17 protein-coding genes and 1 pseudogene are annotated in these 23,024 nt (G+C 57.8%); 9 read left to right on the top strand and 9 right to left on the bottom strand.

Going from position 1 to position 23,024, the window contains the following annotated elements; genetic code table 11:
* Together JQ586_RS20080 and JQ586_RS20075 are read left to right on the top strand one after the other, a co-directional pair.
* A pseudogene (locus JQ586_RS20080) lies at positions 1-1,506 on the top strand (polysaccharide lyase); the annotation flags it as partial.
* A 683-nt stretch (positions 1,507-2,189) separates the two neighbouring features.
* Positions 2,190-4,268 (top strand): acyltransferase family protein, encoded by a 2,079-nt coding sequence (locus JQ586_RS20075; protein ID WP_212396328.1) that lies wholly within the window; start codon positions 2,190-2,192, stop codon positions 4,266-4,268.
* Positions 4,269-4,751: 483 nt separating this feature from the next.
* On the opposite strand, the gene JQ586_RS20070 is transcribed toward JQ586_RS20075, so the two are convergent.
* Positions 4,752-4,991: a hypothetical protein gene (locus JQ586_RS20070; protein WP_212396327.1), complete on the bottom strand. Its 240-nt coding sequence runs from the start codon at positions 4,989-4,991 to the stop codon at positions 4,752-4,754.
* A 242-nt stretch (positions 4,992-5,233) separates the two neighbouring features.
* On the opposite strand from JQ586_RS20070, the gene JQ586_RS20065 reads away from it, so the two are divergent.
* Both JQ586_RS20065 and JQ586_RS20060 read left to right on the top strand, forming a co-directional pair.
* A complete protein-coding gene (locus JQ586_RS20065; RefSeq protein WP_212396326.1) occupies positions 5,234-5,674 on the top strand; it encodes a hypothetical protein in 441 nt (146 codons plus the stop codon).
* Positions 5,675-5,689: 15 nt separating this feature from the next.
* Positions 5,690-6,025 (top strand): hypothetical protein, encoded by a 336-nt coding sequence (locus tag JQ586_RS20060; RefSeq protein ID WP_212396325.1) that lies wholly within the window; start codon positions 5,690-5,692, stop codon positions 6,023-6,025.
* Positions 6,026-6,569: 544 nt separating this feature from the next.
* Here JQ586_RS20060 and JQ586_RS20055 read toward each other — a convergent pair.
* The 3 genes from JQ586_RS20055 to JQ586_RS20045 form a co-directional block, all read right to left on the bottom strand.
* Positions 6,570-6,761: a hypothetical protein gene (locus JQ586_RS20055; RefSeq protein ID WP_212396324.1), complete on the bottom strand. Its 192-nt coding sequence runs from the start codon at positions 6,759-6,761 to the stop codon at positions 6,570-6,572.
* A 159-nt stretch (positions 6,762-6,920) separates the two neighbouring features.
* Complete coding sequence (galE, locus tag JQ586_RS20050) at positions 6,921-7,964, bottom strand: UDP-glucose 4-epimerase GalE (protein WP_212396323.1); 1,044 nt, start codon at positions 7,962-7,964, stop codon at positions 6,921-6,923.
* A gap of 59 nt (positions 7,965-8,023) precedes the next feature.
* Positions 8,024-9,331: a polysaccharide biosynthesis/export family protein gene (locus tag JQ586_RS20045; RefSeq protein ID WP_312016986.1), complete on the bottom strand. Its 1,308-nt coding sequence runs from the start codon at positions 9,329-9,331 to the stop codon at positions 8,024-8,026.
* Between the two features lie 349 nt (positions 9,332-9,680).
* Between JQ586_RS20045 and JQ586_RS20040 the strand changes: the two genes are divergently transcribed.
* From JQ586_RS20040 to JQ586_RS20030, 3 genes are all read left to right on the top strand, one after another.
* Positions 9,681-11,195 carry an undecaprenyl-phosphate glucose phosphotransferase gene (locus tag JQ586_RS20040; protein WP_212396322.1) on the top strand — a complete coding sequence of 505 codons (1,515 nt, stop codon included), beginning with the start codon at positions 9,681-9,683 and terminating at the stop codon, positions 11,193-11,195.
* 143 nt (positions 11,196-11,338) lie between these two features.
* Positions 11,339-12,505 (top strand): Wzz/FepE/Etk N-terminal domain-containing protein, encoded by a 1,167-nt coding sequence (locus JQ586_RS20035; protein WP_212396321.1) that lies wholly within the window; start codon positions 11,339-11,341, stop codon positions 12,503-12,505.
* Positions 12,506-12,640: 135 nt separating this feature from the next.
* The gene (locus tag JQ586_RS20030; protein ID WP_249147807.1) at positions 12,641-13,657 is read left to right on the top strand and encodes a polysaccharide deacetylase family protein; all 1,017 of its coding nucleotides are present in this window, start codon (positions 12,641-12,643) and stop codon (positions 13,655-13,657) included.
* Here JQ586_RS20030 and JQ586_RS20025 read toward each other — a convergent pair.
* Both JQ586_RS20025 and JQ586_RS20020 read right to left on the bottom strand, forming a co-directional pair.
* Positions 13,622-15,010 (bottom strand): O-antigen ligase, encoded by a 1,389-nt coding sequence (locus JQ586_RS20025; RefSeq protein ID WP_212396320.1) that lies wholly within the window; start codon positions 15,008-15,010, stop codon positions 13,622-13,624. The genes JQ586_RS20030 and JQ586_RS20025 overlap by 36 nt on opposite strands.
* Positions 15,011-15,064: 54 nt before the next feature.
* The gene (locus tag JQ586_RS20020) at positions 15,065-15,460 is read right to left on the bottom strand and encodes a VanZ family protein (protein ID WP_212396319.1); all 396 of its coding nucleotides are present in this window, start codon (positions 15,458-15,460) and stop codon (positions 15,065-15,067) included.
* A 445-nt stretch (positions 15,461-15,905) separates the two neighbouring features.
* Here JQ586_RS20020 and JQ586_RS20015 point away from each other — a divergent pair, with 445 nt between their 5' ends.
* The gene (locus JQ586_RS20015; protein WP_212396318.1) at positions 15,906-17,453 is read left to right on the top strand and encodes a lipopolysaccharide biosynthesis protein; all 1,548 of its coding nucleotides are present in this window, start codon (positions 15,906-15,908) and stop codon (positions 17,451-17,453) included.
* Between the two features lie 170 nt (positions 17,454-17,623).
* On the opposite strand, the gene JQ586_RS20010 is transcribed toward JQ586_RS20015, so the two are convergent.
* Together JQ586_RS20010 and JQ586_RS20005 are read right to left on the bottom strand one after the other, a co-directional pair.
* Positions 17,624-18,469 (bottom strand): heparin lyase I family protein, encoded by an 846-nt coding sequence (locus tag JQ586_RS20010; protein WP_212396317.1) that lies wholly within the window; start codon positions 18,467-18,469, stop codon positions 17,624-17,626.
* Positions 18,469-19,470 (bottom strand): hypothetical protein, encoded by a 1,002-nt coding sequence (locus JQ586_RS20005; protein ID WP_212396316.1) that lies wholly within the window; start codon positions 19,468-19,470, stop codon positions 18,469-18,471. Before JQ586_RS20005 ends, JQ586_RS20010 begins: the two co-directional genes overlap by 1 nt.
* 248 nt (positions 19,471-19,718) lie before the next feature.
* Here JQ586_RS20005 and JQ586_RS20000 point away from each other — a divergent pair, with 248 nt between their 5' ends.
* Positions 19,719-20,957 (top strand): glycosyltransferase family 4 protein, encoded by a 1,239-nt coding sequence (locus tag JQ586_RS20000; RefSeq protein ID WP_212396315.1) that lies wholly within the window; start codon positions 19,719-19,721, stop codon positions 20,955-20,957.
* 57 nt (positions 20,958-21,014) lie between these two features.
* Here JQ586_RS20000 and JQ586_RS19995 read toward each other — a convergent pair whose 3' ends face one another.
* Positions 21,015-22,976, bottom strand: coding sequence for an alginate lyase family protein (locus JQ586_RS19995; RefSeq protein ID WP_212396314.1), 1,962 nt, complete (start codon positions 22,974-22,976; stop codon positions 21,015-21,017).
* Between the last annotated feature and the right edge of the window lie 48 nt (positions 22,977-23,024).

Genomic DNA, 23,024 nt, shown 5'->3' with positions numbered 1-23,024 from the left:
CAGGCCAACGTCAGCAATACCAGCGCCGGCTATCTGGACCTCTCGATCAACGGCACCAAGGTGGCGACCTATTCGGGCCCGCTGGGCTACGGGGCTCCCACCTATTGGGAAGAAGGCCTCTATCGGAACTCAGGTCCGACCGAGACCGTGACAGCCGACTTTCGCAATTTGACGCTCGTCACCGGCTCGACGGCGATCGGGTGGACGGGCGTGGGTGGTAGCAGCACCACTCCGCCCGTGACGACGTCCCCGACACCCGTCACGACGCCCGCGGTGACGCAAGCCACGGCCTCGCCTGCAACCGGAACCGAGGTCGTGGGAAACACGATCACTCTTGCGCTCGGCTTCAACGAAGCCGTGACGGTAACAGGTACGCCGACGTTGTCGCTCAATGACGGCAATACCGCCACCTATGTCAGCGGCTCCGGCACCGGCACGCTCACATTCAAAACCACGGTGGCCTCGACGGATACCAGCACCTCGGCGCTCGCCATCACCGGGGTCAATCTCCCGAGCGGCGCCAGCATCAAGGATGCGTCGGGTGTAGCGGCAAACCTCTCGGCCGCGGCGACGACGTTCGCAGGTCTCCAGATCGACCCGACCCAGCCGGCGGTGACGCAGGCCACGGCATCTCCGGGAACGGGCCTCGAACTCGTGGGAAGCACGATCGCATTGACGCTCGGCTTCAATGAGGCGGTGACGGTGGCGGGCGCGCCGACACTGGCGCTGAACGATGGCGATACCGCCACCTATGTCAGCGGCTCCGGCACCGGCACGCTCACCTTCAAGACTACGGTTGCCTCGACGGATACCAGCATCTCGGCGCTTGCCGTCACCGGGGTCAATCTCCCGAGCGGCGCCAGCATCAAGGATGCGTCGGGTGTTGCGGCTAACCTCGCGGGCGCGGTGACGACTTTCGCCGGGCTCCAGATCGATCCGCCGTCATCGCCCCCGACCTCGCCAAACCCGCCAACCACCTCGCCGTTACCCCTACTGACTATCACGGACAAGACGCTAACGGTCACCAAGGGAGGCGGCACAGTCGACCTCGGGACGAACGTGTCGACGAACGATCCCAATGATGTCGTGACCGTCAACATCAAGGGCTTGCCGAAGTACGAAACGATCACCGATCAGCTCGATGGTCATACGTTCAGTGGAAAGAGCATCACCTTGACGGAAGCCGAGGTCGACAGCGGACTGACACTGCAATCGAACTACCACGGCAACGGGACTCCGGTCGCGACGCTCACGCTGACCGCAACCGGGAAGGATTCGGTCACCGGCACTGTTGCGACCTCCGCATCACAGACCATCACCGTGACGGATCCCGCGCCGGCGACCGCTACAAGCCCGGCATCGACGCTGGCAAACCAGGGCTTTGCCCTGCTGAACCAGCATCTGGCCGGCAACACTGGTCACCTCGATCACGGGCAGATCGTGGCTGCGGTTTCGAATGGGGAGGGCTTCGTTCATGATGGAGTGCTGACCCGGCCGCAACACTAGCCGCAACACCAGGAGACAAGGTGAAGCGTGAATTGTGACTCTATCGATGAGGTCACTCGGGATAATTCACGCTTCACCAACGAGCTCGGGAGATCAAAAAAGGGCGGCCTCGGCTCGTTACACACCGAGGCCGTCGCCCGATCTCCATCGCGCTCGCGGGCGCGCGCCGCTTCCCCGGTCGCAACATGAAAGCCGGTTATCATTTCTGTCTGTGGCACCTGCGAATAGGGATTACACTCTAGTCAAATATTTTGTTGCTGATGTTTCTGTATGGAAATGTGATTTCCTCCGTGTACGCGCTCTTAAGGGCTGAACCTGCACACGGTCTGGTCGCGCTTTCCAAATTCACTCGTTGCGTCGACCCAGCGACAGAGAGCGAGCGGTCGCACGTCCCGCGAAAGAGCACAGGGTATCCGTACTAGCCTTCATTCTCATCAAGCCCTGACTATTCGCGCGATCCGTTGCCCTCCATGCAGTTTGGCGCCGACGATCACGACTTCCGAAATCATTTGGATGATGGCGACAGCAACAAGGGTCCTAACCCCTTAGAGGTATATCCACACCGATCGCGGCGAATTTCGCGCACCGGATTACCTCTCTTGGCAAGGAACCCGTGTGCCCGGCAGCAGGTATACGGCTCTGTGGGCATCTTTTCGCGTGTTGGGGTGGCAAAGGGGCGGAACATGGAATTCCGCAATGACATTAACGGCCTGCGGGCCGTTGCCGTGCTCCTCGTGCTGCTGTTTCATTTCCACGAGCCGGGGTTTGGCGGCGGCTTTATCGGCGTCGATGTATTTTTTGTCGTCTCCGGTTTCCTGATGACCGGAATCATTTTGTCGGGGTTGGAAAAGCACAGCTTCTCGGTTCTTGGTTTCTACCGAGCAAGGCTCGTCCGTCTCTATCCAGCACTTCTGGCCGTTGTCGCTGCGACGCTGCTTTTCGGACTGATCTTCGTCGAACCGGGCGCACTTGAGAGCATCGCGCGCGATGGCATCTCGGCGCTGTTATTCGTTTCAAACATCGTATTCTGGCAACAGCATGGTTATTTCGGCGCGTCGCCAGAAGCGATGTGGATGCTGCACACTTGGTCGCTTTCAGTAGAGTGGCAGTTCTACCTCGTCTTTCCGGTCGTTCTCGCGCTAGCGTTTCCGTGGCTGACGGGCGCTACCAGCCGGTTCGCCTTGCTGCTGATCGGCTTTGTTCTGTCACTGACGCTCTCTGTCGTCTTGGGTACATGCTTTCCAAACAATGATCGGATTGTTTCGGCCGAGTTCTACCTATTGCCTCCGCGAGCATGGGAAATGCTGGCCGGTGGGCTTGTCGCAATGTGGCCGTGGCGAGCACCGTTCTGGGCGGCGCGGGCAGCGGGGCTTCTGGAGTTCGTCGGAATAGCCTTAGTCCTGTCGAGCCTATTCTTCTCCGAAAACACCGCCTGGCCTTCGTATGTGGCCTTGTTGCCGGTCGGGGGTACCATGCTGGTACTGGCGGCCCGCGCACCTAGAACGGCTCTTGATTTCGCGCCACTCCAGCGGATTGGGACCTGGTCCTATTCAATCTATCTCTGGCACTGGCCAATGGTTGCCGCAATCGCCTACTTCAGCTTATCCGGACCGCTCGTTGCACCGTCAGCGTTTGTGCTTTCAATGCTGGCCGGTTGGGCCTCCTTCACCTTCGTCGAGCAACCATGCCGCACCCTGTTGAGAGGAAAGCCGAGCGCGCCCCATGGGACCAGCTCCAGAAATATGATCGGAATGGGATTGACCGCGCTGGCGGTAATCGCAATTGGTGGCGCTGTAACAGTTGACCACGGAGTACCGCAACGCGGTAGAGCGATGGCGGACCTTTATCGCGGCAGCCTCGTCGCGGCTACCGATTTCGGGTTTCCTCCTCACTGTGAGGGGACCAACATTTTCGGCACAGCGTTGCGGCCCTGCACGCTCGGCCATGCATCGGATCACGATGATGACGTGTTGGTGATGGGCGATTCTTTTGCTCAGATGTGGTACGCGCACATTGCTGAGTTCAAGGAAGCGCTCGCCGGCCATGCCGTGGTCTTCGTCACCAAGGGTGGTTGCCCGCCTGTCGCCGGACTAGACCGCACCTCACCCGGCTTCGCTTGCTCGTCCTTCCACCGGCTGGCGATGGAGCAGGCGCAAAGCAGCCGCTATCACACCATCATATTTGCGGGCATGTGGACATCGTACTTTACGAGAAACAAGACGAATTCGGTAATCTGCGGCAAGGACGGTGCACGCATCTCGGCCGGGACTGAAGGTGGCCTCGCAGCTGCGCTTGATGGCATCGCGCAAGACCTCGACGATCTGCACGCGCGCGGCAAGAACTTGGTCGTGCTGACAACGAGCCCTTATCCCGGCTTCGACGTACCGGCAGAATTGCGCCGACGATTATTCGAGGGTAAGGCCGTCCCGTCAGACTGGACATTCGATTTTGCGGCCATCACGGCCGAGTCGCAGCCCATCGACGCGGGGTTAAAGCGGATGCAGGATCATGGCGCGAACGTAATAGATCTTGCGCGCCTGCTTTGTCGCGACATGATTTGTCCGCTGGAGCGTAACGGCATGCTTCTCTACGCCGATGGCAGCCATTTGCGTGGAAAATATGCGGCCTTGACCGGGAGCTTTCTCGACCCTTTCACAACTGTACCCGGCGAGAGCTCTGAGGACCGCAACCTAACCGTGAAGCAAAAATCTGACCCGCCGTGCCCAAATTGCCCTACGGAGTTTTCCGCCAGCAGACGATGAAAAGGCAGGGCCGTCTTGACCAATCGCTTTTCTTGCTGGAGCGAGATTGCGCAATTGCTGGCGACTTTTCGCCTCGCGCTATCAACGCAATCATCGGGCATGACAGGCCCCCACCCCGAGGCCAGCATTCAACTCAACAGGCCGACAGGTGCTGGTTGCCTGAGCATGAAAGACTGTAGATTGCTGTACGCAAGCTTACATCCTGTGATGATGTCTATAGTGCCTGTGGGTACTCAAGGCTTGCGACACATTCAGGGAGGATAGGGTTTCTGTGCACCGGAACGGTGTATCGCTTTCTCGCGCCTGGAACCTGCGGTGCAATGGGTCTTGCACTGACCTACGTGATCTTGACTATCGTGCCGGCTGCGGATCGGCCGGAGACCGGCCTGCAGCACGATGTTGAGCATTTCGGCGCCTTCTCGCTGGCTCGGCATGCTGCTCGGTTTCGGATTTTGAGCCGAAGCAAGGTCCATGCTGTTCGGTTCAATAGCATTCGCCGCCTTCATTGAAGGCGCCCAGATCCAGCTGCAGACGCGGCACGCTCGCCTTGAGGATTTTCTGGTCGACGCGGCGGGACTTTGCGTGGCTGTCCTGATCGGACGGTTGTTGTCGCGAAGTCGCCTCAGGCCGTTCTCGAAAAACGGTGACTTTCGAGCGCCCATTGAGTGAGCCGGGTGAATCATTCAAGCCAAAGGGGACTCTCGAGCAGTTCACGTCATTCATGATCCGACGCGATCCGCCGTCCAAGAAAGGGAAGGGCTTCCATGCGGGCAATGGGATTCGTGTTACGGAAGGAGCGCATGATGGCTGCATCCGAACACTCGCCATGTGATGGGTGGGCACAATGGGACGTACGGTCATTCTCGGTGAACAAGCGAGCCTGCTCGAGGCATCGCAGGCAGGTCGCGCAACGCGCCGAGCAAGAAAAGTTTGCGCGGAAAATGATGAGAGAGCAGGTGCGACCCGTGATCCTGTCGATGGTCGTCTCCATACTAGCGGCAACTTGGACGTCGGAAGCGCGAGCTGCGCCCGATCAAGCGCGACAGCTGGCGGGTATGCGGCATGTGATGGATACGCTCAATCTCGATTCGATTGGAACGGCAGGCGGTGTCGAAGCCTTGTCGCCCGGACGTGGCGGCAACGACAAATTGGTGCAGGTTGCACCAGCGACGGCAAGCGATATGGCACAATCTCCGGCGCAGGAGCCGCATTGGAGGGAGAGTTTGTCCTGCGAACTCACCAATGCAAGGCGCGATATCGAGTTGCTGCACCGTTTCGAGCGGGAGCGCGATCGGGCCGAGTGGCTGGAACAGGGTCTCGCGGCAGCACGGCGCGACGTCGAGACCCAGACTGCGCTGACCGCCAAGGCGATCGAAGAAGCTGGCCGGGCGAAGCGGGCCGCATAGAGCGGAGCTGCTGAGTTGCAAAAGTTGCAGCAACAAGAGCGCGAGCGATCGGCGCGACTGGAGCAGGATCTTGCAGCGGCGCACCGCGAGGTCGAGCCCCAGATTGCACTGATGAAAGCAAGCGGGGAAGCTTCCCCACCAAAGCAGGCGGGCGAGAGTGATGCGGCCGGACTGCAGACGTCGCTGCAGCAGGAGCGCGAGCGGTCGAGGCAACTGGAGCAGGATCTGGCAACCGCGCTACACAGTGTCGAGACCCAGACCGCGCTGGCGGCGAACGCCAGCGAAGAAGTGTCCCGGCTGAAGCTGGCTGGGGAGGGTGACGCGGCGGAGCTGCAGAAATCGTTGCAGTAGGAGCGCGAGCGGTCGAGGCAGCTGGAGCAGGATCTGGCAACCGCGCGACACGGTGTCGAGACCCAGACCGCGCTGGCGGCGAGAGCCGGCGAGGAAGCGTCCCGGCTGAAGCTGGCTGGGGAGGGCGACGCGGCGGAGCTGCAGAAATCGTTGCAGCAGGAGCGCGAACGGTCGAGACAGTTGGAGCAGGATCTGGCAACAGCCCGCCGCAGCGGGGAGGCCGAAACTGCACTGGCGACGAAAGCTAGTGAGGAAGCTTCGCGGCTGAAACAGGCGGAGCAGAGCGGCGCAACCGAGCTGCAAAGGTCGCTGCAACAGGAGCGAAGGCGATCGACGCGGTTGAAGCAGGATCTCGCAGCGGCGCGGCGCAGCCTTGAGACCGAAACCGCATTGCGGCGAAGGCAGGCAGGGAGGCATCACGGCGGAGGCAGGCAACGAATGGTGACGCGCTGGCGCTAAGCGCGATGAGATGAGGTTGAATCGTAATCCCGCTCTAGCTTTTTGAGCAGTATCTCCGCGCAAGCGCTTCGCGCGGCGCGTTGACCTATGACCTCATCCGATGTGCAGCCAGGACGATTGGATCAAAGTTCGCCACCAGTCGCCAAAGCTCCACCTCATGTCCTTCCGCCAACTCCCTGGCGCGCTCCTTGGCGGAAACGTCGTCGGTAAGGTCGAGGTTGAGTACACCGTTCACCTGGCCCTGGTCATCAAGAATGTAAACACGATATTGCGGCATCGCTTGTCCCCGATCGATGACACCATGTTACCGGTACTTTCGTCGTGAAACATGGAGATTTTGGATCATTGCGAGTTACCTCTACTGGCGTGCCGTGCGAAAAGACGGCCGGCGCCTCAAGCAAGTCTGGAGCCCTTGCAGCAAGGCCTCGGAGCTGTCTCACGCCTGGACTTTTTCCCGGGCGTTCGGAAGAAAGATCCCGCGGTAACCGTCGGGATTCCGCAACTGCCAACGCCAGTGATCGGCACACATCTGCTCCAGGGTCCGTGCAGAGCTCCAACCCAGCGCCTGTTTTGCAAACGTCGGGTCGGCATGGCAGATGGCGACATCCCCTGCGCGACGCTTCCCGATTTCGTACGGGACCGCTCTGCCGCTCACCGCCTCGAACGTCCGAACGACTTCCAGAACACTGTTGCCATTGCCGGTTCCAAGGTTGACAGTGAGCAGACCAGGCTGTGTCAGGTGGCACAACGCACTGAGATGACCGGATGCGAGGTCCACGACATGAATAAAGTCGCGGATTCCCGTGCCATCCGGCGTATCGTAGTCGTTGCCATAGACGAGCAACTTTTCCCGCCGTCCGGCAGCTACCTGCGACACCAGCGGCAACAGGTTGTTCGGGACGCCTAACGGGTCTTCTCCGATGAGCCCGCTTTCGTGCGCACCAGCCGGATTAAAGTAACGGAGGATGCCGATCCGCCAATCGTCGTCGGATCCGTAGAGATCCTTCAGCATTTCCTCGATGAAGAACTTCGTGCGGCCGTACGGATTCGTCGGCCCAAGAGGGTGCTTCTCGTCGAGCGGCAGGTACTCCGGGATTCCGTAAACGGTCGCGGACGAACTGAAGACTAGCGTCTTCACGCCGGCCCTCATCATGGCCGACACGAGCCGCATTGTACCCTGGACATTGTTCTCGTAGTACGCCATGGGCCGAACGTTGGACTCGCCCACCGCCTTCAGCCCCGCAAGGTGAATGACCGCAGTCACATCGCAGGCGCGAAGTATTTCGTAGATGGCCGCTTCGTCCCGAATGTCGGCGTGCCGAAAGACGAGCGAGCGCCCGCAAATGGACTCTACCCGTTCGAGCGAGGCCCGGTTGCTGTTGGAGAGATTATCGGCGACTACGACGTCGAACCCGGCGTTGAGCAACGCAACGCAGACATGGGAGCCGATGTAGCCGGCGCCACCGGTCAACAAGATCATCTCGGACGCTTTCCAGGCCGGCTGGTGCTCGAACCCCGCTCGAGAACCGGTGTCGATGCCTAGTTGGTGTTTGAACTCGTCAGGCTGTGGAGAGGTACGTCAGGGGCGTCCTGGTATCGCAGTGATATCTCGACGGCGTCGCCCGGTTGCAACTCGGTATCTTCGTCGGCTGCGATCCGTTCCTGCCCTTTGTCACCCTTTCGAATGACAGTAATCTCGGGCTTGTTGCCGGATCCCCGCACCAGTTGTGATCTCACCATCGCCGTGTACTCGAGCTTCTCGCCAACGCCCTGCAACTTTTCGCGAATTTGGTTGAGCTTTACGCTGGTGTCTTGCAACTCGCGAAGCAGGTCGAGCCTCCGCTGGTTGTCAAGCTTTCCCAGCTTCCTGGTCAGGTCGTCTTGTTGCTGCCTGACCTGTAGCAGACGCGCGGAAGTCTGCAGCTTCCGGGTTGATGAAAGCAGCACTGCGCGACGCGCATCCGTCACGCGGGGGCCGGTCAAGGTGCCCTTGCCAAAGAGATCGAGCGTCTTCTGCAACTCGTCGGCATCGGATTGAACTCCCTCTTCCTCCTTCTTCTGCTGCTCCGACAGCACCCGAACCTCTTCGTCTTGCTGTTGAACGCCGCGCTGAAGGAACGCCTTTTCCTGTTGATAGTCACTCTGCCTGGTTTTTAAATATTCTCTCTCCGAATTGACGATCTCGGAAATTGCCGAGCGTGTTCCGGGCAGGTCCGTCAGAACGCCCGGGTTGATCTGCAAGCCTTCTCCCTCTCCAAGCTCGGTCTTGATGCGCCATATGCGCGCCTGCTCCTGGGCGAACTCCGTCCAAAGCGATCCATATTCGGTTCTCAGGTCTGCAGCTTCAAGATAGGGGTTATTCATCCTGATCCGCATGACGTCGTAGCCGCCCGCTAAGGCGACGAGTTGGCGTGCGGTGATGGACGGGCGATATGGGTATTCTCCCGGCTTTGAGACATCTCCGTTTGCGTATATCGGCCTGTACTCCGCCACGGTCGTCGTGATTGCATCCGCATCGATCACGACGACAACCTCGCGGCCTTCCGAAGTCCGCTGGCGAAACGTCTTGCTGGCTAGCTTGGCCCCGATCGTGGCTTGAACCTGCGGCAAGGGGAGGCCGGCCACCTGGACAATCCCGACGAGCGGTAGCGAAACATTTCCGTCCATTTGCACCGGAGCACGGTGACGGAGTTCTGGCACGCCGGCCACTGCAACCTCCAGTACGTCTCCGACATGGACGCGGTACTCGGCCTTGGCTTGGGTGATGGACATTATCAGGCCAAGGGCCGCAAAGCCCCATTTGATACGACGCTTGCTGGCAAGGATGTCGACGTGGAACGCGGTCACCGGTGAAACCCTTCGTTTCTGTTCGCGGGAGGGGCATCTCGGATGTCCGAGCAATCGTCCGGACACGGGAATCTGCAACGCTAGCACAACCCGTAGTTGGGTCAGGACAGTTCAGCGCCTTCCAGCCCATGTCCGATCGATCGGGTCTCTCCCGTCATCAATCTGCAGTCCGCCGATCCATTAGGAAAGCGCACTGGAAGCGGATTACCTCACGAACTTTAGTCCCGCACGGCCCTGGCTCAATGGACCATCGTAGCTACCTATTTATTGCCAATTCCTATCCACAGACCCGGAATATACTCGTTTTGCGCGAGAAACGAAGTGGCAAGGAGACTGGTGGCTGAGCGCGATGAATTATGCGTCGTTTACCAATTTGCCGGCCTCTACCAAGCTTCCGGCACATTCGGTCGGTGACGGCGCCGCAACCTCTGCACGCGTCGGTCGGGGCCGATTGGCCGTCCTGCTGGTGGAGACGGCCGCTACCGAATTTCTGTTCGTCGCAATCGCGGCGTATCTCGCGGCCGTCATACATCATCATTTGATCCTGCAGCAATCGCCGGATCCCGGCAGGTACATCGGGGAATCCCTGTTCATCTCCACGCTGCAGTTGCTGGTCTCCGTTGGGCTCGGGCAATACTCCAGGATCCTGACGCAGCCTCGCCACCTATTTCTGTGGAATGGTGCCAGGAGCGTCTTCCTCGTATTTTCCATTTTCATCTCGACAATTTTTCTACTGAAGATCTCCGCGGACTATTCGCGCGCCACCGTCATGGTTCAGGCGGTAAGTGTCGTTCTTGCAGTACTCTGCGCGCGGACACTTTGGTTCGCGTTGTTAAGGCCAGCGATAGCAGCGGGGCTGATTGATGCCAGGCGCGTTATCCTCATCGGGGACCCCGCTGACTGCATGCGTTTTTCTGCCCGGGTAATGGCCAGTGGAATTCGAACCCTCCGCTCGTTCGATTTCCCCGCGGTTCGGACCCGCTCTTCGGCTGCGGCAAGCCGGCGCGCCCAAGTACGCCGCGGCGCTACTCACGTGCTCCGTGATGCCAATCAACTCGTTGCGCATTGCCGCTCCTTGCGAGCGGATGACATCATCATTTTGACCTCGCAACAGGATACTCCGGCCGTTCTCGCGTTGGCGAGCGCCCTTTCGGACCTTCCAGTTGACGTTCATTTTGTTCCGGTCGAGTCGATCGATCTGATGGCCACGTCGCGCATTAACCAGTTCGGTAACATGGTGACGATGCGCATCTTCCAGTCGCCGCTTACCCCGTTGCACCGAGCGATCAAGCGGGCATTCGACGTTTTCGGCGCAATCGCCGGCCTTATTTTGCTCAGCCCGTTCCTCGTCATTGTTTCGATCGCGATCAAGCTGGACTCCCGTGGGCCAGTGCTGTTTCGTCAGACCCGGCATGGCTACAACAACGAGCCCATTCGTGTGCTGAAATTCCGAACGATGACCGTGATGGAGGACGGCAACGATTTCAAGGCTGTCACGAGACACGATCCCCGAGTGACCCGTTTGGGACACCTCCTGCGCCGGTCCAATATCGATGAGCTTCCGCAGTTGTTCAATGTTCTGGTCGGCAGCATGTCGATCGTTGGGCCCCGTCCACACGCGACCGCGCACAACGAGGTGTTCGCTCATCTGATCGCATCATTTTCCCGGCGCCATAGCGTCAAGCCCGGCATTACGGGGTGGGCTCAGGTCAACGGCTATCGCGGCCAAACCGATACCCTCGAGAAGATGCAACGTCGTGTGGAGCATGACCTATTCTACATCGAGAACTGGTCGCTCCTTCTCGATCTCAAAATCATGCTGATGACCGTATTTTCCAGAAGGGTGTATTATAATGCCTATTGACCTCTCCCTCGAACCTGCTGACGGTCCTTCTATTTGCTAGATCGCCGGACGTACTGGAATTGGGCTAATATTACGCTATTGGGCGCTTCGCATTACCGCTTGTGCGAAGCATGGAAGTGCAACCGTTAGGCTGGTAATGGAACATGCTGCAGACTCATAAAGTTGACAATTCGGCAAGCCTGGACACAATTCTGCAGCCAGAATTCCGTTCGCCGGGCAGAGGGGTATGGATCGCCTTCGTGCGGCGACGCTTCTCGGTCATGCTGCTCGCGTGTGGCGCGGCATTCGTGGCTGCTGTGCTTTACCTCGTCGTTGCGGTCCCCACATTCACCGCCCAGGCGCAACTTGTCGTCGACTCGAAAGCGGCTCCCGGAGACACCACGTCGGTGTCGACCATCGTGGAAAGTCAGATCGAGATAATAAAGTCTGAGGCCGTCGCTCGCGCTGTGATACGGAAACTCGATTTGGCGGCGGATCCGGAATTCTCCGGGCACGGCATTGTGCGCGGCATGATCAGGTGGGCATCCCGGCTGCTCGGCTGGAGTCGACCGGTAACAAGCTCTGACCTGACGCGCTATGCCATGGACTCGTTCAAGCGCAAGCTCACGGCGAAACGCGTCGGTCTGACGTACATTGTCCAACTCACCTTCGACTCCGTCGATCCTGACCGAGCGGCGCAAGTCTTGAACGCCGTTGCCGAGACATATGTCCTGGCTGAAATGGAGGCAAAGTACAAATCGGCGTTGCAAAGCGAGAAATGGGTCAGGGATCGGACGATCGAATTAAGCAATCAGGCCGCGGCTGCCAAAAAGGCCGTGGCGGATTATAAGCGCCGGAACGATATTGCGAATGCCCCGAGCGCTTCCGATGCGGGTGCTCTCCCGTCACAGTCGCTCGCCGCGAAGCCACGCGAGCTCAGCGAACTGGAAAGTGCCGCGGAAGCTACCGCAAGGACCCTTGATAATTTTGTCCGTGTGCAGCGCTACATGGAGGCGCAACAGCAGACCGTTGGCACAGGCCCGGTGCTGGAGGCGCATTTGCTCACCGAAGCGTCCCGCCCCTCGGGGGCCAGTTCGCCGAAAGTCGGACTCGTGCTCGCAATTGCGATCGTGGGGGGACTTATTTTGGGGGGCGCATTCGGAATTCTCCTGGATCTGGCGGATGGCAGCATTCGCATCAGCGGTTATGAATCCCGTCTTAGCTTACAGGATGGCGGCATCGAGCGATCCGGTCCGGGCGGGATTCGACCAGATCCTCAATCTGAAGCATCAACAACTACACGGCCGGTCCGACTTACCAGTTCGGTGTGAGGGCTGCCCACCATCACCTAAAACTGACTTCTTGACCCGGAAGCTCGCTGCGCGATCGAGTGTCATTGACGAGACAAGGATAGCCGCAGGGGAGCGGGGTTCTATGGTTGATCCAGACGCTGACGGGGTCCCCAAATGAACCATCTTCTAAAGAGTTGCCTGTTCTACGGCGCAAGTCGAATTGGAGAACTGGCCTTCATTAGCCAACGCTTTGCCGCGAGAGCGGCCATCATCTCGTTTCACGAGATCCAGCGAGATTTTCAGTCAGAATTGATGACTGGCACGTCAGTTGACCTCTTTGAATATTCAATCGATTGGCTACAACGGGAAGGCTGGTCAATTGTCAGCTTCGATGAATGTCTGGAGAAGCTGGCGAACGACGATCAATCGGGTCGCTACGCGGTTCTGACTTTCGACGACGGCTACCGCGATAATGTCTCGGTAGCACTTCCAATCCTCGAGCGGCACAACGCGCCGTTCATGATGTACGTGCCCACTGGCGCTCTGACACGATCCATGCAGTGCTGGTGGCTCGCCTTGCGCAGATTGTTTCTCTCGCGAGACACAGTCGTAATAGAAGCATTAGGCCGCAAATTTCATTGTTCCGATATTCGAACCAAGACGTCGGCATTGGCCGATGTGATCCGGTGGGTTCACGAGGATTACCGGCGAGCAGCTCTGCTCGCCCCGACGTTCAAGCAGAACGGGATTTCGCTGGCGGCAATGAATGACGAGTACTTCTTGGACGAGCGCGAGCTTATCAAGCTCGCGCGTCATCCCCTCGCGTCAATTGGCGGCCACACAAGTTCGCACCCGGCGCTAGCAACCCTGGACAGGTCTTCGGCGCGAACCGAGTTGGCCGATAACCGCGCCTACCTTGAGAATCTACTTCAATTTTCGGTTCGGCACGTCGCATATCCGTACGGCACGCTGGGAGCATGCGGACGTCGTGAGGAGGATCTGGCGAGCGAGGTCGGTTATCAGACCGCGGTAACAACACAACAAGGGCGCCTGTACAATGACAAAGTGAATCACTTTGCACTTCCGAGAATCGGCTTCCACAGTCGTTCAAGCTTCACGGCTCGAATGAGCGGAATCTTCGAGGCGGTGCAGGCGCTACATCGACCGCGAAGCAGCGTCGTGCCTCGGTGACGCTAGACGGTAAGAGCCGGCGATCTCGCGCCCACCGAGGGCATGTAACCGCGCCAGGTTGATCATCATTGCGATGATCGGAAAGACATACATGTTATCGACTGTGGGGAAGATTTCACGCTCTGTGAACATTCCAATTCCAAAGCCAAAGATGCATGTGAACAATGCCCAGTATAGAGCGCTGTTCAACTGTCGTCCGACTCGCAGGGCCGTGGCCACCCCGATGAGAAGAAAGACTATAAGCGCACAGGTAAAAAGTGCGCCGCAGTCTACAAAGAAGTCGAGAATTGCGTTGTGGGCGTGAGCCGCGTGAATAAGGACTCCTGCGTCCCACTGTTCGCTCGTCACTATGCCGTAGCGTCCAGCGCCAAACAGGAACAGGCCTATATTGCTGGTCCATTCGTCCAGAAGGGGAATCCAGATGTAGTCAACGCGTCCGGTGAGCACGGCGTCGGCCGAGAAATCGGAACTGTCAACAAAACCGATCGAGAGGAGTGCGTCGATCGTTGGCCCGCTAAACAAGAACAGTGCAATGCCGACCAATCCGGCGCCCGCAATCAAAATGCCAAACCTGCGCATCCAAACCAGATATAGACAACACGAAACTGCCACCGTGATGAGCGCGCTGCGTGACTGGAGGAGAAGAATAGCCACAAGCGCCAGGCCCATGGGAACAATCCAGCGGTACGCATTGCGGGTAAGAAGCTTGTGGAGCAACAAAGGCGCGGTACAAATGTAAATTGTTCCGATCGTATTGTAATGAACGCCGAAATAGGTTTCGCACAAGTCAGTCATTTCATCCCGGTTGCCTGAGAGGGCGGATGGATTCATCAGGACAAGCGCGATCAAACTGACTGACAGCAACGATATCGAGAGGCAGATCACCACAGTGATCTGGTCAAGCTCCTTGAAGGAGCGCATATTTTTCAGAATAAACAGGAATGGCAGAACGTAGAGGGCCGACGTAATGCATGATGACAGTATGTAGTCAAAATAGGACTCCGGAAATACATCAGGCAAGCGACTATGAAAAAGCGGGGCGTTCGGGACTGATCGAATCAGGGCAACGGTAAAGATCGCGAAATACACGAGAAAAATTCTAAGGGATTTTTGCTCAATCCTGTCTGTCGCGCTTAGCAGCGTACCCTGAAAAAACAGACAGGCCAGGACCGCAGCCGACAACAGGTTGAACGGCTTCAACCCCTGGAGACCGAACAGATTCTCCCTCAGAAATAACACCCGCTGGAACGGCAAAGAAAAGACGAACAGGAGAACGAGAAATCTTCCACTTTGCTCGACCAGATGATCGAGCGTATGACGATCGATAAGCAGGTCGCTATCTTTCAGGGCCATGCCCCTTGTTCCGTATCGGATTTCTTGTTCTCGCGACGCCATATCTTTACCCGCCTATTCGTACGAACTGGTCGTGGTAGTTGGCAAGCCCGGAACCTGGCTACTTCGCCAAACCGGATTATGCGACAGCAGCGATGCCACGTAGCCCGTGCAAAGTCCCGTGAGACCGCCTGAAGCTTTCACCAGTGCGTCAATGAGCCGGGCGTGCCGGTCGGGGGTCAACAATTGCAGGGCCTCGAGTGCAAAGGCGCTCCCGATGACAATGGCGATCGCCAACCACACGTGTCTCGGATAGCCAAGCATGAATGTAAGCCCCAGAAGTGCAAATGCCGCCAGGTGCTCGAAGAGCGATCCGGCAATTACGGGGCGTTCGTGGAGCGGTCCAAGCGTTGCAAGGATGATGAAGGCAAGCGCGATCCAAGCCACGATTTTCGACAGGAGCTGGAGCATGATCGGTTCCCAGGCTGCCGCCGTGTTAACTGATGAAGGAGCGGGGCCGTGGGTGAGGGGGCACCCAGGCTGGACCATTGTGTTGCGTGCAGCGATCCAAGAATAGTGCGTTAGCGGAGTACCCAGATTTGGGTAGCCGGTCAGCCATGGTAAACTCGATCGAAGTGTTTTGTTTTACAAGCCGTTCGCTTACACTTGATCAAATTGACTTCACGGGAAGTCCAGCTCAGTTGACTGCGTGAGCTCAGTCGACGATCAATGAAGTTTTGTGATGTGCATCCTAGTGACAACCGATAAGCGGCTCGCTAACTCGATTAACGGCTGTGGCCCGCGCAATGATGCATCGGAACTCGTCCGCCGGCGACATGAGACGGAGGCAGGCCAATGTCGCTGCCGGCGGCATCCTCTTTGGCGCCATTGCCGCCTCCGCCTAGGTCGCTGAGTCATGGCATCGATATTGCGGCAAGGAATAGTTCTTTCCGTTGCGCGCTACGTTGAACAGTTCATCATGCTATTGACGCCTGTCGTCCTGGTGCGAACTGTCGGCACCACGGACTTCGGCGAATATCGGCTGTTCTGGCTGCTTGCAACGACCGTGACCTTGCTGTTCCCCCTGGGTCTGCCCCGCAGCTTACTCTTCTTCTTTGCCCGCTTGGATCCGGAGGGACGCCGGATCTATGTCGGGCAGACCGCGCTGTTCTTGCTCGCCACAACGATGTTGGCGGCGCTTCTGATCTTCGTCTTCAGTGATGCTCTGCCCTCGGGCATGAAGGACCTGCTGCACCAACACGGGTTCCTGCTGACGGCTTTCCTGTTCGCTTCGAATTTGGGCCTGTTACTCGACATCTTACCGAATGCCACAGGGCAAATCGCCTGGCAGGCACAAGCTGTCCTGATCACGTCTGCATTCCGAGCTGTGCTCGTCGTTTCGGCGGCAGTCATTTTTCAACGACTGGAAGAAGTGCTGGTTGCTACGTTGATTGCAGCCTGCATGCGCCTTGGCGTTTTGGGCTATTTCATTGAGCGCTATTGCGGAATTCGGCTGTTCCCGATTGACAAGCAGCAATTCCGTGAACAGCTTCGGTGCGCGATTCCGTTTGGCGTAGCCACCGTGCTATTCCACGTGCGGAAACAGGCCGAGCAGTGGATCGTTGCCTCGATATTTTCATCAGCGGTGTTCGGCATTTTTTCGATTGCAACGACACTCGTCATGCCGTTCGAAGTCCTGAGAGGCGTGCTGGTTAATTTGCTCACGCCCAAGATGAGCCGTCTTCATTCACTTGGTAATCATGAAGAACTATTGCGCCTCAATAACCAAGGCAACGTGATCATCAACGCGATCATATTCCCTGCCGCTGCGGCACTGTTTGCCTTTTCCGATGAAGTCATCCATTTCCTCTTTACGCAGGAGTATACGAGCGGCTCGCCGGTGTTGCGCATCTATCTGTTGCAAACAATGATTTGGGCGATTGAATTGACCCCGCTGCTCTATGTGTTCGAACAAGGTTCATCCAATCTGCGCTATGAGGCCGTAGTCTTTCCCTTCGCTGTATTATCCAGCCTGGTCGGTGTCCGGTATTTCGGCTTGCCGGGTGCGGCCATAGGGTCGCTATTGTCTGCCTTGGTCGTGAATGCACTTTTCCTGCAGAGAATATCAAAGGTCATGGGCATTCCTGTCACCAGGCTGCAGGACTGGAATAACCTTGGAGGAATCTTGGGCGTGTCGATAGTTTGCGCACTCGTGGTGCGTCTTTCGGCCGACCTGCTGAAACCTTCGACCCCAGTTGCTGCGATAGGGGGGCCTGCCGCAATATTGGGGCTCTATGCCATTATTTTGGTTCTGACGGGGCGATATCGAACGCTTGCGGAGATGCGCAATAAGCTCGGCCAAATTGACGAAACCGTCGCCTCCTCTCGTGTGGAGGCGACAGGCCATCGATCCCAGGCAGATGCTACCCCCTCGGCGTCTTGTGCTTCAGGCAAAGCAGGATAATGGGATCCTGTGCCAGGCCGGGCGCCCGCAATGTGCTAATGGCTGGCGCTTTGCCAACAACCAACCAGTCGCAGACCAGCCGGTCGAGAGTAGGTTTGCGCACTCGAGCGCAAGCGATGTTGCCTGGGCGCGGGCGCCGACCGGTTCGGCTCCTGCGCGCACTGCGCTCCTTAGAGGTCATCGCGACCGGTTGTGATCCGCAAATTTCGGAAACTGGCTGCGACCGTCTGGGATGCGTCTGCCGACCGGTAGAGCCCTTCTTCCCAGTAGATGGGGGCTCCGTAGCCCAAGGGGCCGTGATAGTTCACGACCTGATCGCCATTTGCCCAGACGTACAAATGACCATTGCTGGTGTTGTCTAAATTGGCCTGAATCTTGATATCATAAAACTCGCCACGCCGAATTGGATTGGGATCGGTCCAGAGTGTTAGGATCTTGAGGTTTCCGGCGCGGTTGCTCGGATCCAGACCCGTCGGGCAGTGTCGGGCTACAATCCGCAGATGTTCGCCTGCAAGTTCGATCGCGAACGGAGGCGATGTATGTACGTTGGGTCCGAGAGCTTCGTCTTCATTGTGCAGTTCTGCGGTTACAAACCACGATGCTGTGTTTGCTACGCCAGGCTCCAGCATAAATGTGTAAGCTATCTTGGCAGACGTCCCGCTCATGATCAGTTGGTCGCTCGCAATCTCCGAGCGATCGACTGTTGAACTATCGAACCAGGCGTAATCACCAGGTCGAATCTCGAAACGTAGAGTGCGGCTGTCGGGAGAGCTGAGGCTCCAGCTTCGACCCGCCCCCTGAACTTGATAGCTGGTGTCATCAATCTGAAACCTGGTTCTCGGCCTGGCAGAAAACGACGTGATCGAGCCGACGGCTCTTGCATTTGCGGGCTGTGAGGTCGCACTTGTGTTGCCTGCCACGTGCGTATCAGTGGCCGCAAGGCTGTGAATTCCGCCGGACAGGCCGGCTATGAACCCTGCGGCAAAGATTGTTGGCGCAATTATTCTTTCTTTCATTACCGCAGCTCCGACGGCATTTCATTTGAACGCGATGGGAGCAGGACCCGATCGTGATATTCAGCAAGCGTGCTCCCGACAAAGTGCTTCGCCACCTGCGAAAAGAGCTCGTTCAAATCCCGATACAATTTCTCGACTGACTCGTCCGTCGGGAAATACGGGCTTCCGCCCGGCATAAGCTCCGAGGAGTGCGTCATGAATTCGGCGTAAGGCCGATTTTGCGCGATTGCGATGTCGAGTATGCGCAGCATCGAGTTCAAATTTGATCCGTTGGGGCGCAGCCAATCCAGCGGCCAGATGTGACGCCGGACCTTATCCGGCAAGCCGGATAGTCTTTCGCAAGCCTGGGTCGCACGGGTCAGGAAAGCAGGTGATCGGTTGATGACCGTCATTGGAACCTCCAACAGGGAAGATGTTCCAGGAAGCGCAATATTTCGCTCACTCATCCAGTAATGCTGCTCGGGAAACCCTCTATAATCCGTCCCTCCCGCACCCTGTGGATCTCCTTTAGCGCCGCGCCAATCCACATGAGGGGTCACGGAACAGTCTACCTTATAGCCCAAATCCCTCAAGACCCTGGCGTAGAAGGCGTTGAATGCCCAGCGGCCCGATCGATGGCTCAACATCTTGACGCCGAAACGATCCTCAAGAAAACGCGTGTGAAACTCTATTTTCTTCCGGATGTCGTCTTCCGGATATTCGACAAGAAAAGGCTGATGCCCGGAGTCATCGTTGGTCAGGGGACGTATCGGGGGCGAATTCCAGGCATGCAAATGCATCCCGATTTCGCCGGCATCCCGTGCGATCAGATCTCGCCCGAACTCAACGAAGGCGGGATCGTTCGCCATTTCATAATTCACCAAATAGGTGGGCTTCAGACCGTACTTCTCGCACAGCGACTGAAAGCGAGGAAGAAAGGCTGCATTGCGCGTTTCCAGGTTTGAAGGCTTGCTCCAAATGTCATCGCCTTCGGTATCGATGGTAATAAGAAAACTTCTCAAGGCATCTGCTCTACGTTACGGAGGGATCGCAGTTCATGTACTACATGATGACATTTTATCTCGTTTGCGGTGCAACGACATTGGCGCAAATGAGCCGAGAAGTTGGAAGACGTCGGCAAAGTACGCACAGCGCGCTTCGCACTCCGTCTCGGTCAAATCAGTGCATACCGAGCCCCTGCATAGGAATTGGCAATTAGTGGGTAACTACGATAGTCCATTGAGCCGCGGCAGAGCGGAATTACACTTTGATGGCTTTGCTTGCTGTTGCAATGAGCTGCTCAGGGCTTCAAGTGCGAATTCTTTCGATAGATTTTACGCTTCCCTATCTGCTGAAGGATGAGAACTATCCGATCGGCGGGTGGGCCATCGAACTTTCCATCTGGCTTCGCGCGCTCGAGAACGCCGGTCACGAAACCGCGGTCCTCACCTGGAAGGGCGCTTTGGACCATGTTGGTCCGGGCCCGCAAATCAGGCTTATCGAGACCTATGACCCCGCGCGAGGCGTGCGGGTTGCGAAGTGGTTCTATTCATATATTCCCAAAGTGTGGGCGGCCACCCGCCGCTATCGTCCGGACATCATCGTTATGGGCGCACGGGGGGTGCAAACGGGCATCATGGCTGTCATCGCCAGCCAACTTGGGATCCCGTTCGTCTACCGTGTCGTAAGCGATGCGGACGTCGACGAACGATACAAGATCGGCCTTCGACGTTACGAGCAGTTATCCTATTCCTGGGGCCAGCACAGATCGGCTGGATTCCTCTGTCAGAACGGGTATCAACGCGACCAATTGGCAGCGCAATTTCCAGGAAAGCCCATTCACGTTATCCATAATCCTATTGAAATGGCGGAAAATGCGACTGCCCCTTTGCCGCGCGCGAAACGTGGTTATGTCGCCTGGCTCGGCGTCTTCCGCTATCCAAAGAATCTGCCGTTGCTGTTACAGCTTGCCCGGGAACTTCCGAGCCTCAAATTCCGCGTGGCAGGAACTCCGTCCCGAGATGCTGATCAGGCGACGTTGGATGCCGTGAACGGCCTGCGCCAACTGCCGAATGTGGAGTTGGTCGGCTATGTCCGGCGGGCGGATATTCAATCATTTCTTTCAGAGGCGGCGATGCTTCTCTGCACGTCGCGCTACGAGGGCTTCTCAAACGTGTTCCTGGAGGCTCTGGCCACGGGCACACCCGTGGTGACGCGCCGGCCGGTCGATCCCGATTTGATCGTCCTGCGCCATGCCCTCGGCGGATCGGCCGAGGATGAGGCGGGACTATCCAGATCCGTGAAGGCCATTTGGGACATGGACGCGGACGAATACAACGCGCTCGCGCAACGATGTCAGATCTATGTTAGGGCCAATCATTCGCCTGCGGTAAAAGCTCGCGAGCTAATTGCCGCTTTGACGCCTCTTGTTCCTAACCCAAAAGGCCCCATGCTGGATAGCGCCACGCCCGTCGGCGCCGGGCCAGGCTCATGCGCAAGCGGAGCATGATCGAATACAGCTCGAAGGACAATCGATCTGGAAATCGAAAGTCGGTTCGACTTGGACTCATCCGTTTTGCAGCACGCTGATCGTGATAGTCGAGGGTTTGTCGAGATGCCCTTCGAAAAGGATCTGATCGGTAGGTATGCGTGCGCCGAAAGACGGTGACAACCAGCCAAGTCCTGTTGCTTCGTCGCCTCGAACGACTCTGGCCTTCAGCGGGCCGGCGCTTGCGATTTGAATGAGTTGACGACCACCGTGGGTAATCAATACCTCGCGCCGATCCTGTGCGACTGTTGACTGGCAGCTCGGGTCCAGGAGAAACGATACGGTAACGCTCTTGTCCACGGGACCGTCGAGGAGTTCGTCAACAATCGTGAACCTTGAAGCGTCATCAAATTCCACTGCACGTCGGTGCCTTGTGCCATGTTGCGCGACGTAGCCGTCATGCTCGGCCACGACCCGCGCAATTGGAGCACTTTCGGACGATACGAGACGGGCATTCGCCTTGCTGGCCCAATTGAAGGGACCGGATGGGCGGCTCGATCCGACGCTGTTGAGACTTAAGGTATTGTGGACCGCCGTATCCCTGAACAGATCCCGCAGGTTCCTGCTCGAATGATATAGGTATGTGCCGGCATCTGCGAGCACAGGCTGGTTGCCTACAGATAGCCAGACGGAAAGCGTATCTGCGTGGCCATGAGCTGCGATTGACAGGTAGCCAACTGGTCCGTGATCCAACGTAAGAACGACAGGATCCTTGTGCCCGCTTCGGAACACTGAGTAGCCCCCGCTCGCAAACAGGCGCATTCCAACAGGTTGTGCTGACGATACCTGCGCAGATCCTAGGATCACGTCGCGTATGCCTGGATCTTTGGCCGGCGGCGCGAGATCCGGGCGCCCAACGCAACCCGAAACGGCTGCGACAATAGACGCAACGTATCTTGACTCAGGCGTTTGTGTGGTCGCGATGACTCGGCAATCGTCGAAATCGCCGATGGCAGGTACTTTGCCGCCGGTGTCCATCAACCAAAGGGAATGCTCCGACCACGCCGAAAGCCGATCCACGGTCGGTGCTGGCAGGCTGCCTTCGCGCCCAAGTGCAGCGGCCGCAACGAGGAACAACTCAATCGAGAACGCAGTATAGCCGGGAGATTGCTCAGCACCTACACCGTCCGGACAAATCTGCCGATCAATCTCGGCGAGTAGCGCGCGCCAGCTATTCTCGCGCAATGCGACTGCACCGGGAAATCCCGGAGCCATAATCGTACCGACAATCATGCCCGCGAGCTCGGCGATCCGATGATTGTTGGCGGACGAATTGAGTGACGGAAATCGCCTGATCCAGTCGACATGCGCAAAGAAGAAGCGGAGCAGGGCTCCGTGCGTGACGCTGTCAAGGCAATCAACCCCGAGAATGGAGAGCGCCAACGCGACCGAAATGGTACGAAGTGCGAGTTCGATGCCTGAAATCCAGCTTGGTCCACGATAGGGTGGGTTGCCCTCCATCCATGACCTCACCATACGGGCCAAAAGCGCGGGCTGGTCCTGGTTCCTGAGCGCTCCATCGGCTGCGAGAGGAACTAGAAACTGTAGCCGATTGAGCTCCCAGACGCGCTTTATTTCCCGCGTGTCGATGCCATGTCGGAACGAAATGTCAAAAGCATAGGTGTCCCATTGCGGAAATGGCTCGCCGTCCTCGGGATCGATACGCCAGAACGTCGGATCCGGTGGCATCGACGAAGGTGCCGGCCAGCGCACACCGAGAAAACAAAAGTCTCCAGCGCGGATGTTGTCGGCTTCAAGGCCTGTCAGGGCTGATAGATCTGGTGAAGAGGCGGCAATGCGGGAACGAATGCCCGGGATTATCGCCAGCGGCCCAACTGGCTCTACCGCTTCCCAGCCGCCACTGTGCCGGCGCGCAGTTTGCTTGGTGGCAGTCTCGACGACCCGATGAACAATCTCCGCCGCACTCATTGCTGCCAGACGGTTCCGGTACCAGACAAGTCGACCCAAAGCAGAGTCCAAAATGCGCCTCACATGATTGATGCGTTTAGAGCATCGCGACAAGCAGCA

This window comes from Bradyrhizobium jicamae, assembly GCF_018130215.1.
Lineage (GTDB): Bacteria > Pseudomonadota > Alphaproteobacteria > Rhizobiales > Xanthobacteraceae > Bradyrhizobium > Bradyrhizobium jicamae_A.
The sequence above is the reverse complement of the archived record's forward strand: the minus strand, read 5'-3'. Positions and strand labels throughout refer to the sequence as shown.

Excerpts from the sequence above, each read along its gene's own strand:
- JQ586_RS20075 (WP_212396328.1), top strand. The coding sequence starts at position 2,190 with ATGGAATTCCGCAATGACATTAACGGCCTGCGGGCCGTTGCCGTGCTC.
- JQ586_RS20015 (WP_212396318.1), top strand. The coding sequence starts at position 15,906 with ATGGCATCGATATTGCGGCAAGGAATAGTTCTTTCCGTTGCGCGCTAC.
- JQ586_RS20040 (WP_212396322.1), top strand. The coding sequence starts at position 9,681 with ATGAATTATGCGTCGTTTACCAATTTGCCGGCCTCTACCAAGCTTCCG.
- JQ586_RS20030 (WP_249147807.1), top strand. The coding sequence starts at position 12,641 with ATGAACCATCTTCTAAAGAGTTGCCTGTTCTACGGCGCAAGTCGAATT.
- JQ586_RS20055 (WP_212396324.1), bottom strand. The coding sequence starts at position 6,761 with ATGCCGCAATATCGTGTTTACATTCTTGATGACCAGGGCCAGGTGAAC.
- JQ586_RS20025 (WP_212396320.1), bottom strand. The coding sequence starts at position 15,010 with ATGGCCCTGAAAGATAGCGACCTGCTTATCGATCGTCATACGCTCGAT.
- JQ586_RS20020 (WP_212396319.1), bottom strand. The coding sequence starts at position 15,460 with ATGCTCCAGCTCCTGTCGAAAATCGTGGCTTGGATCGCGCTTGCCTTC.
- JQ586_RS20035 (WP_212396321.1), top strand. The coding sequence starts at position 11,339 with ATGCTGCAGACTCATAAAGTTGACAATTCGGCAAGCCTGGACACAATT.
- JQ586_RS20000 (WP_212396315.1), top strand. The coding sequence starts at position 19,719 with ATGGCTTTGCTTGCTGTTGCAATGAGCTGCTCAGGGCTTCAAGTGCGA.
- JQ586_RS20070 (WP_212396327.1), bottom strand. The coding sequence starts at position 4,991 with ATGAATGACGTGAACTGCTCGAGAGTCCCCTTTGGCTTGAATGATTCA.
- JQ586_RS20010 (WP_212396317.1), bottom strand. The coding sequence starts at position 18,469 with ATGAAAGAAAGAATAATTGCGCCAACAATCTTTGCCGCAGGGTTCATA.
- galE (WP_212396323.1), bottom strand. The coding sequence starts at position 7,964 with ATGATCTTGTTGACCGGTGGCGCCGGCTACATCGGCTCCCATGTCTGC.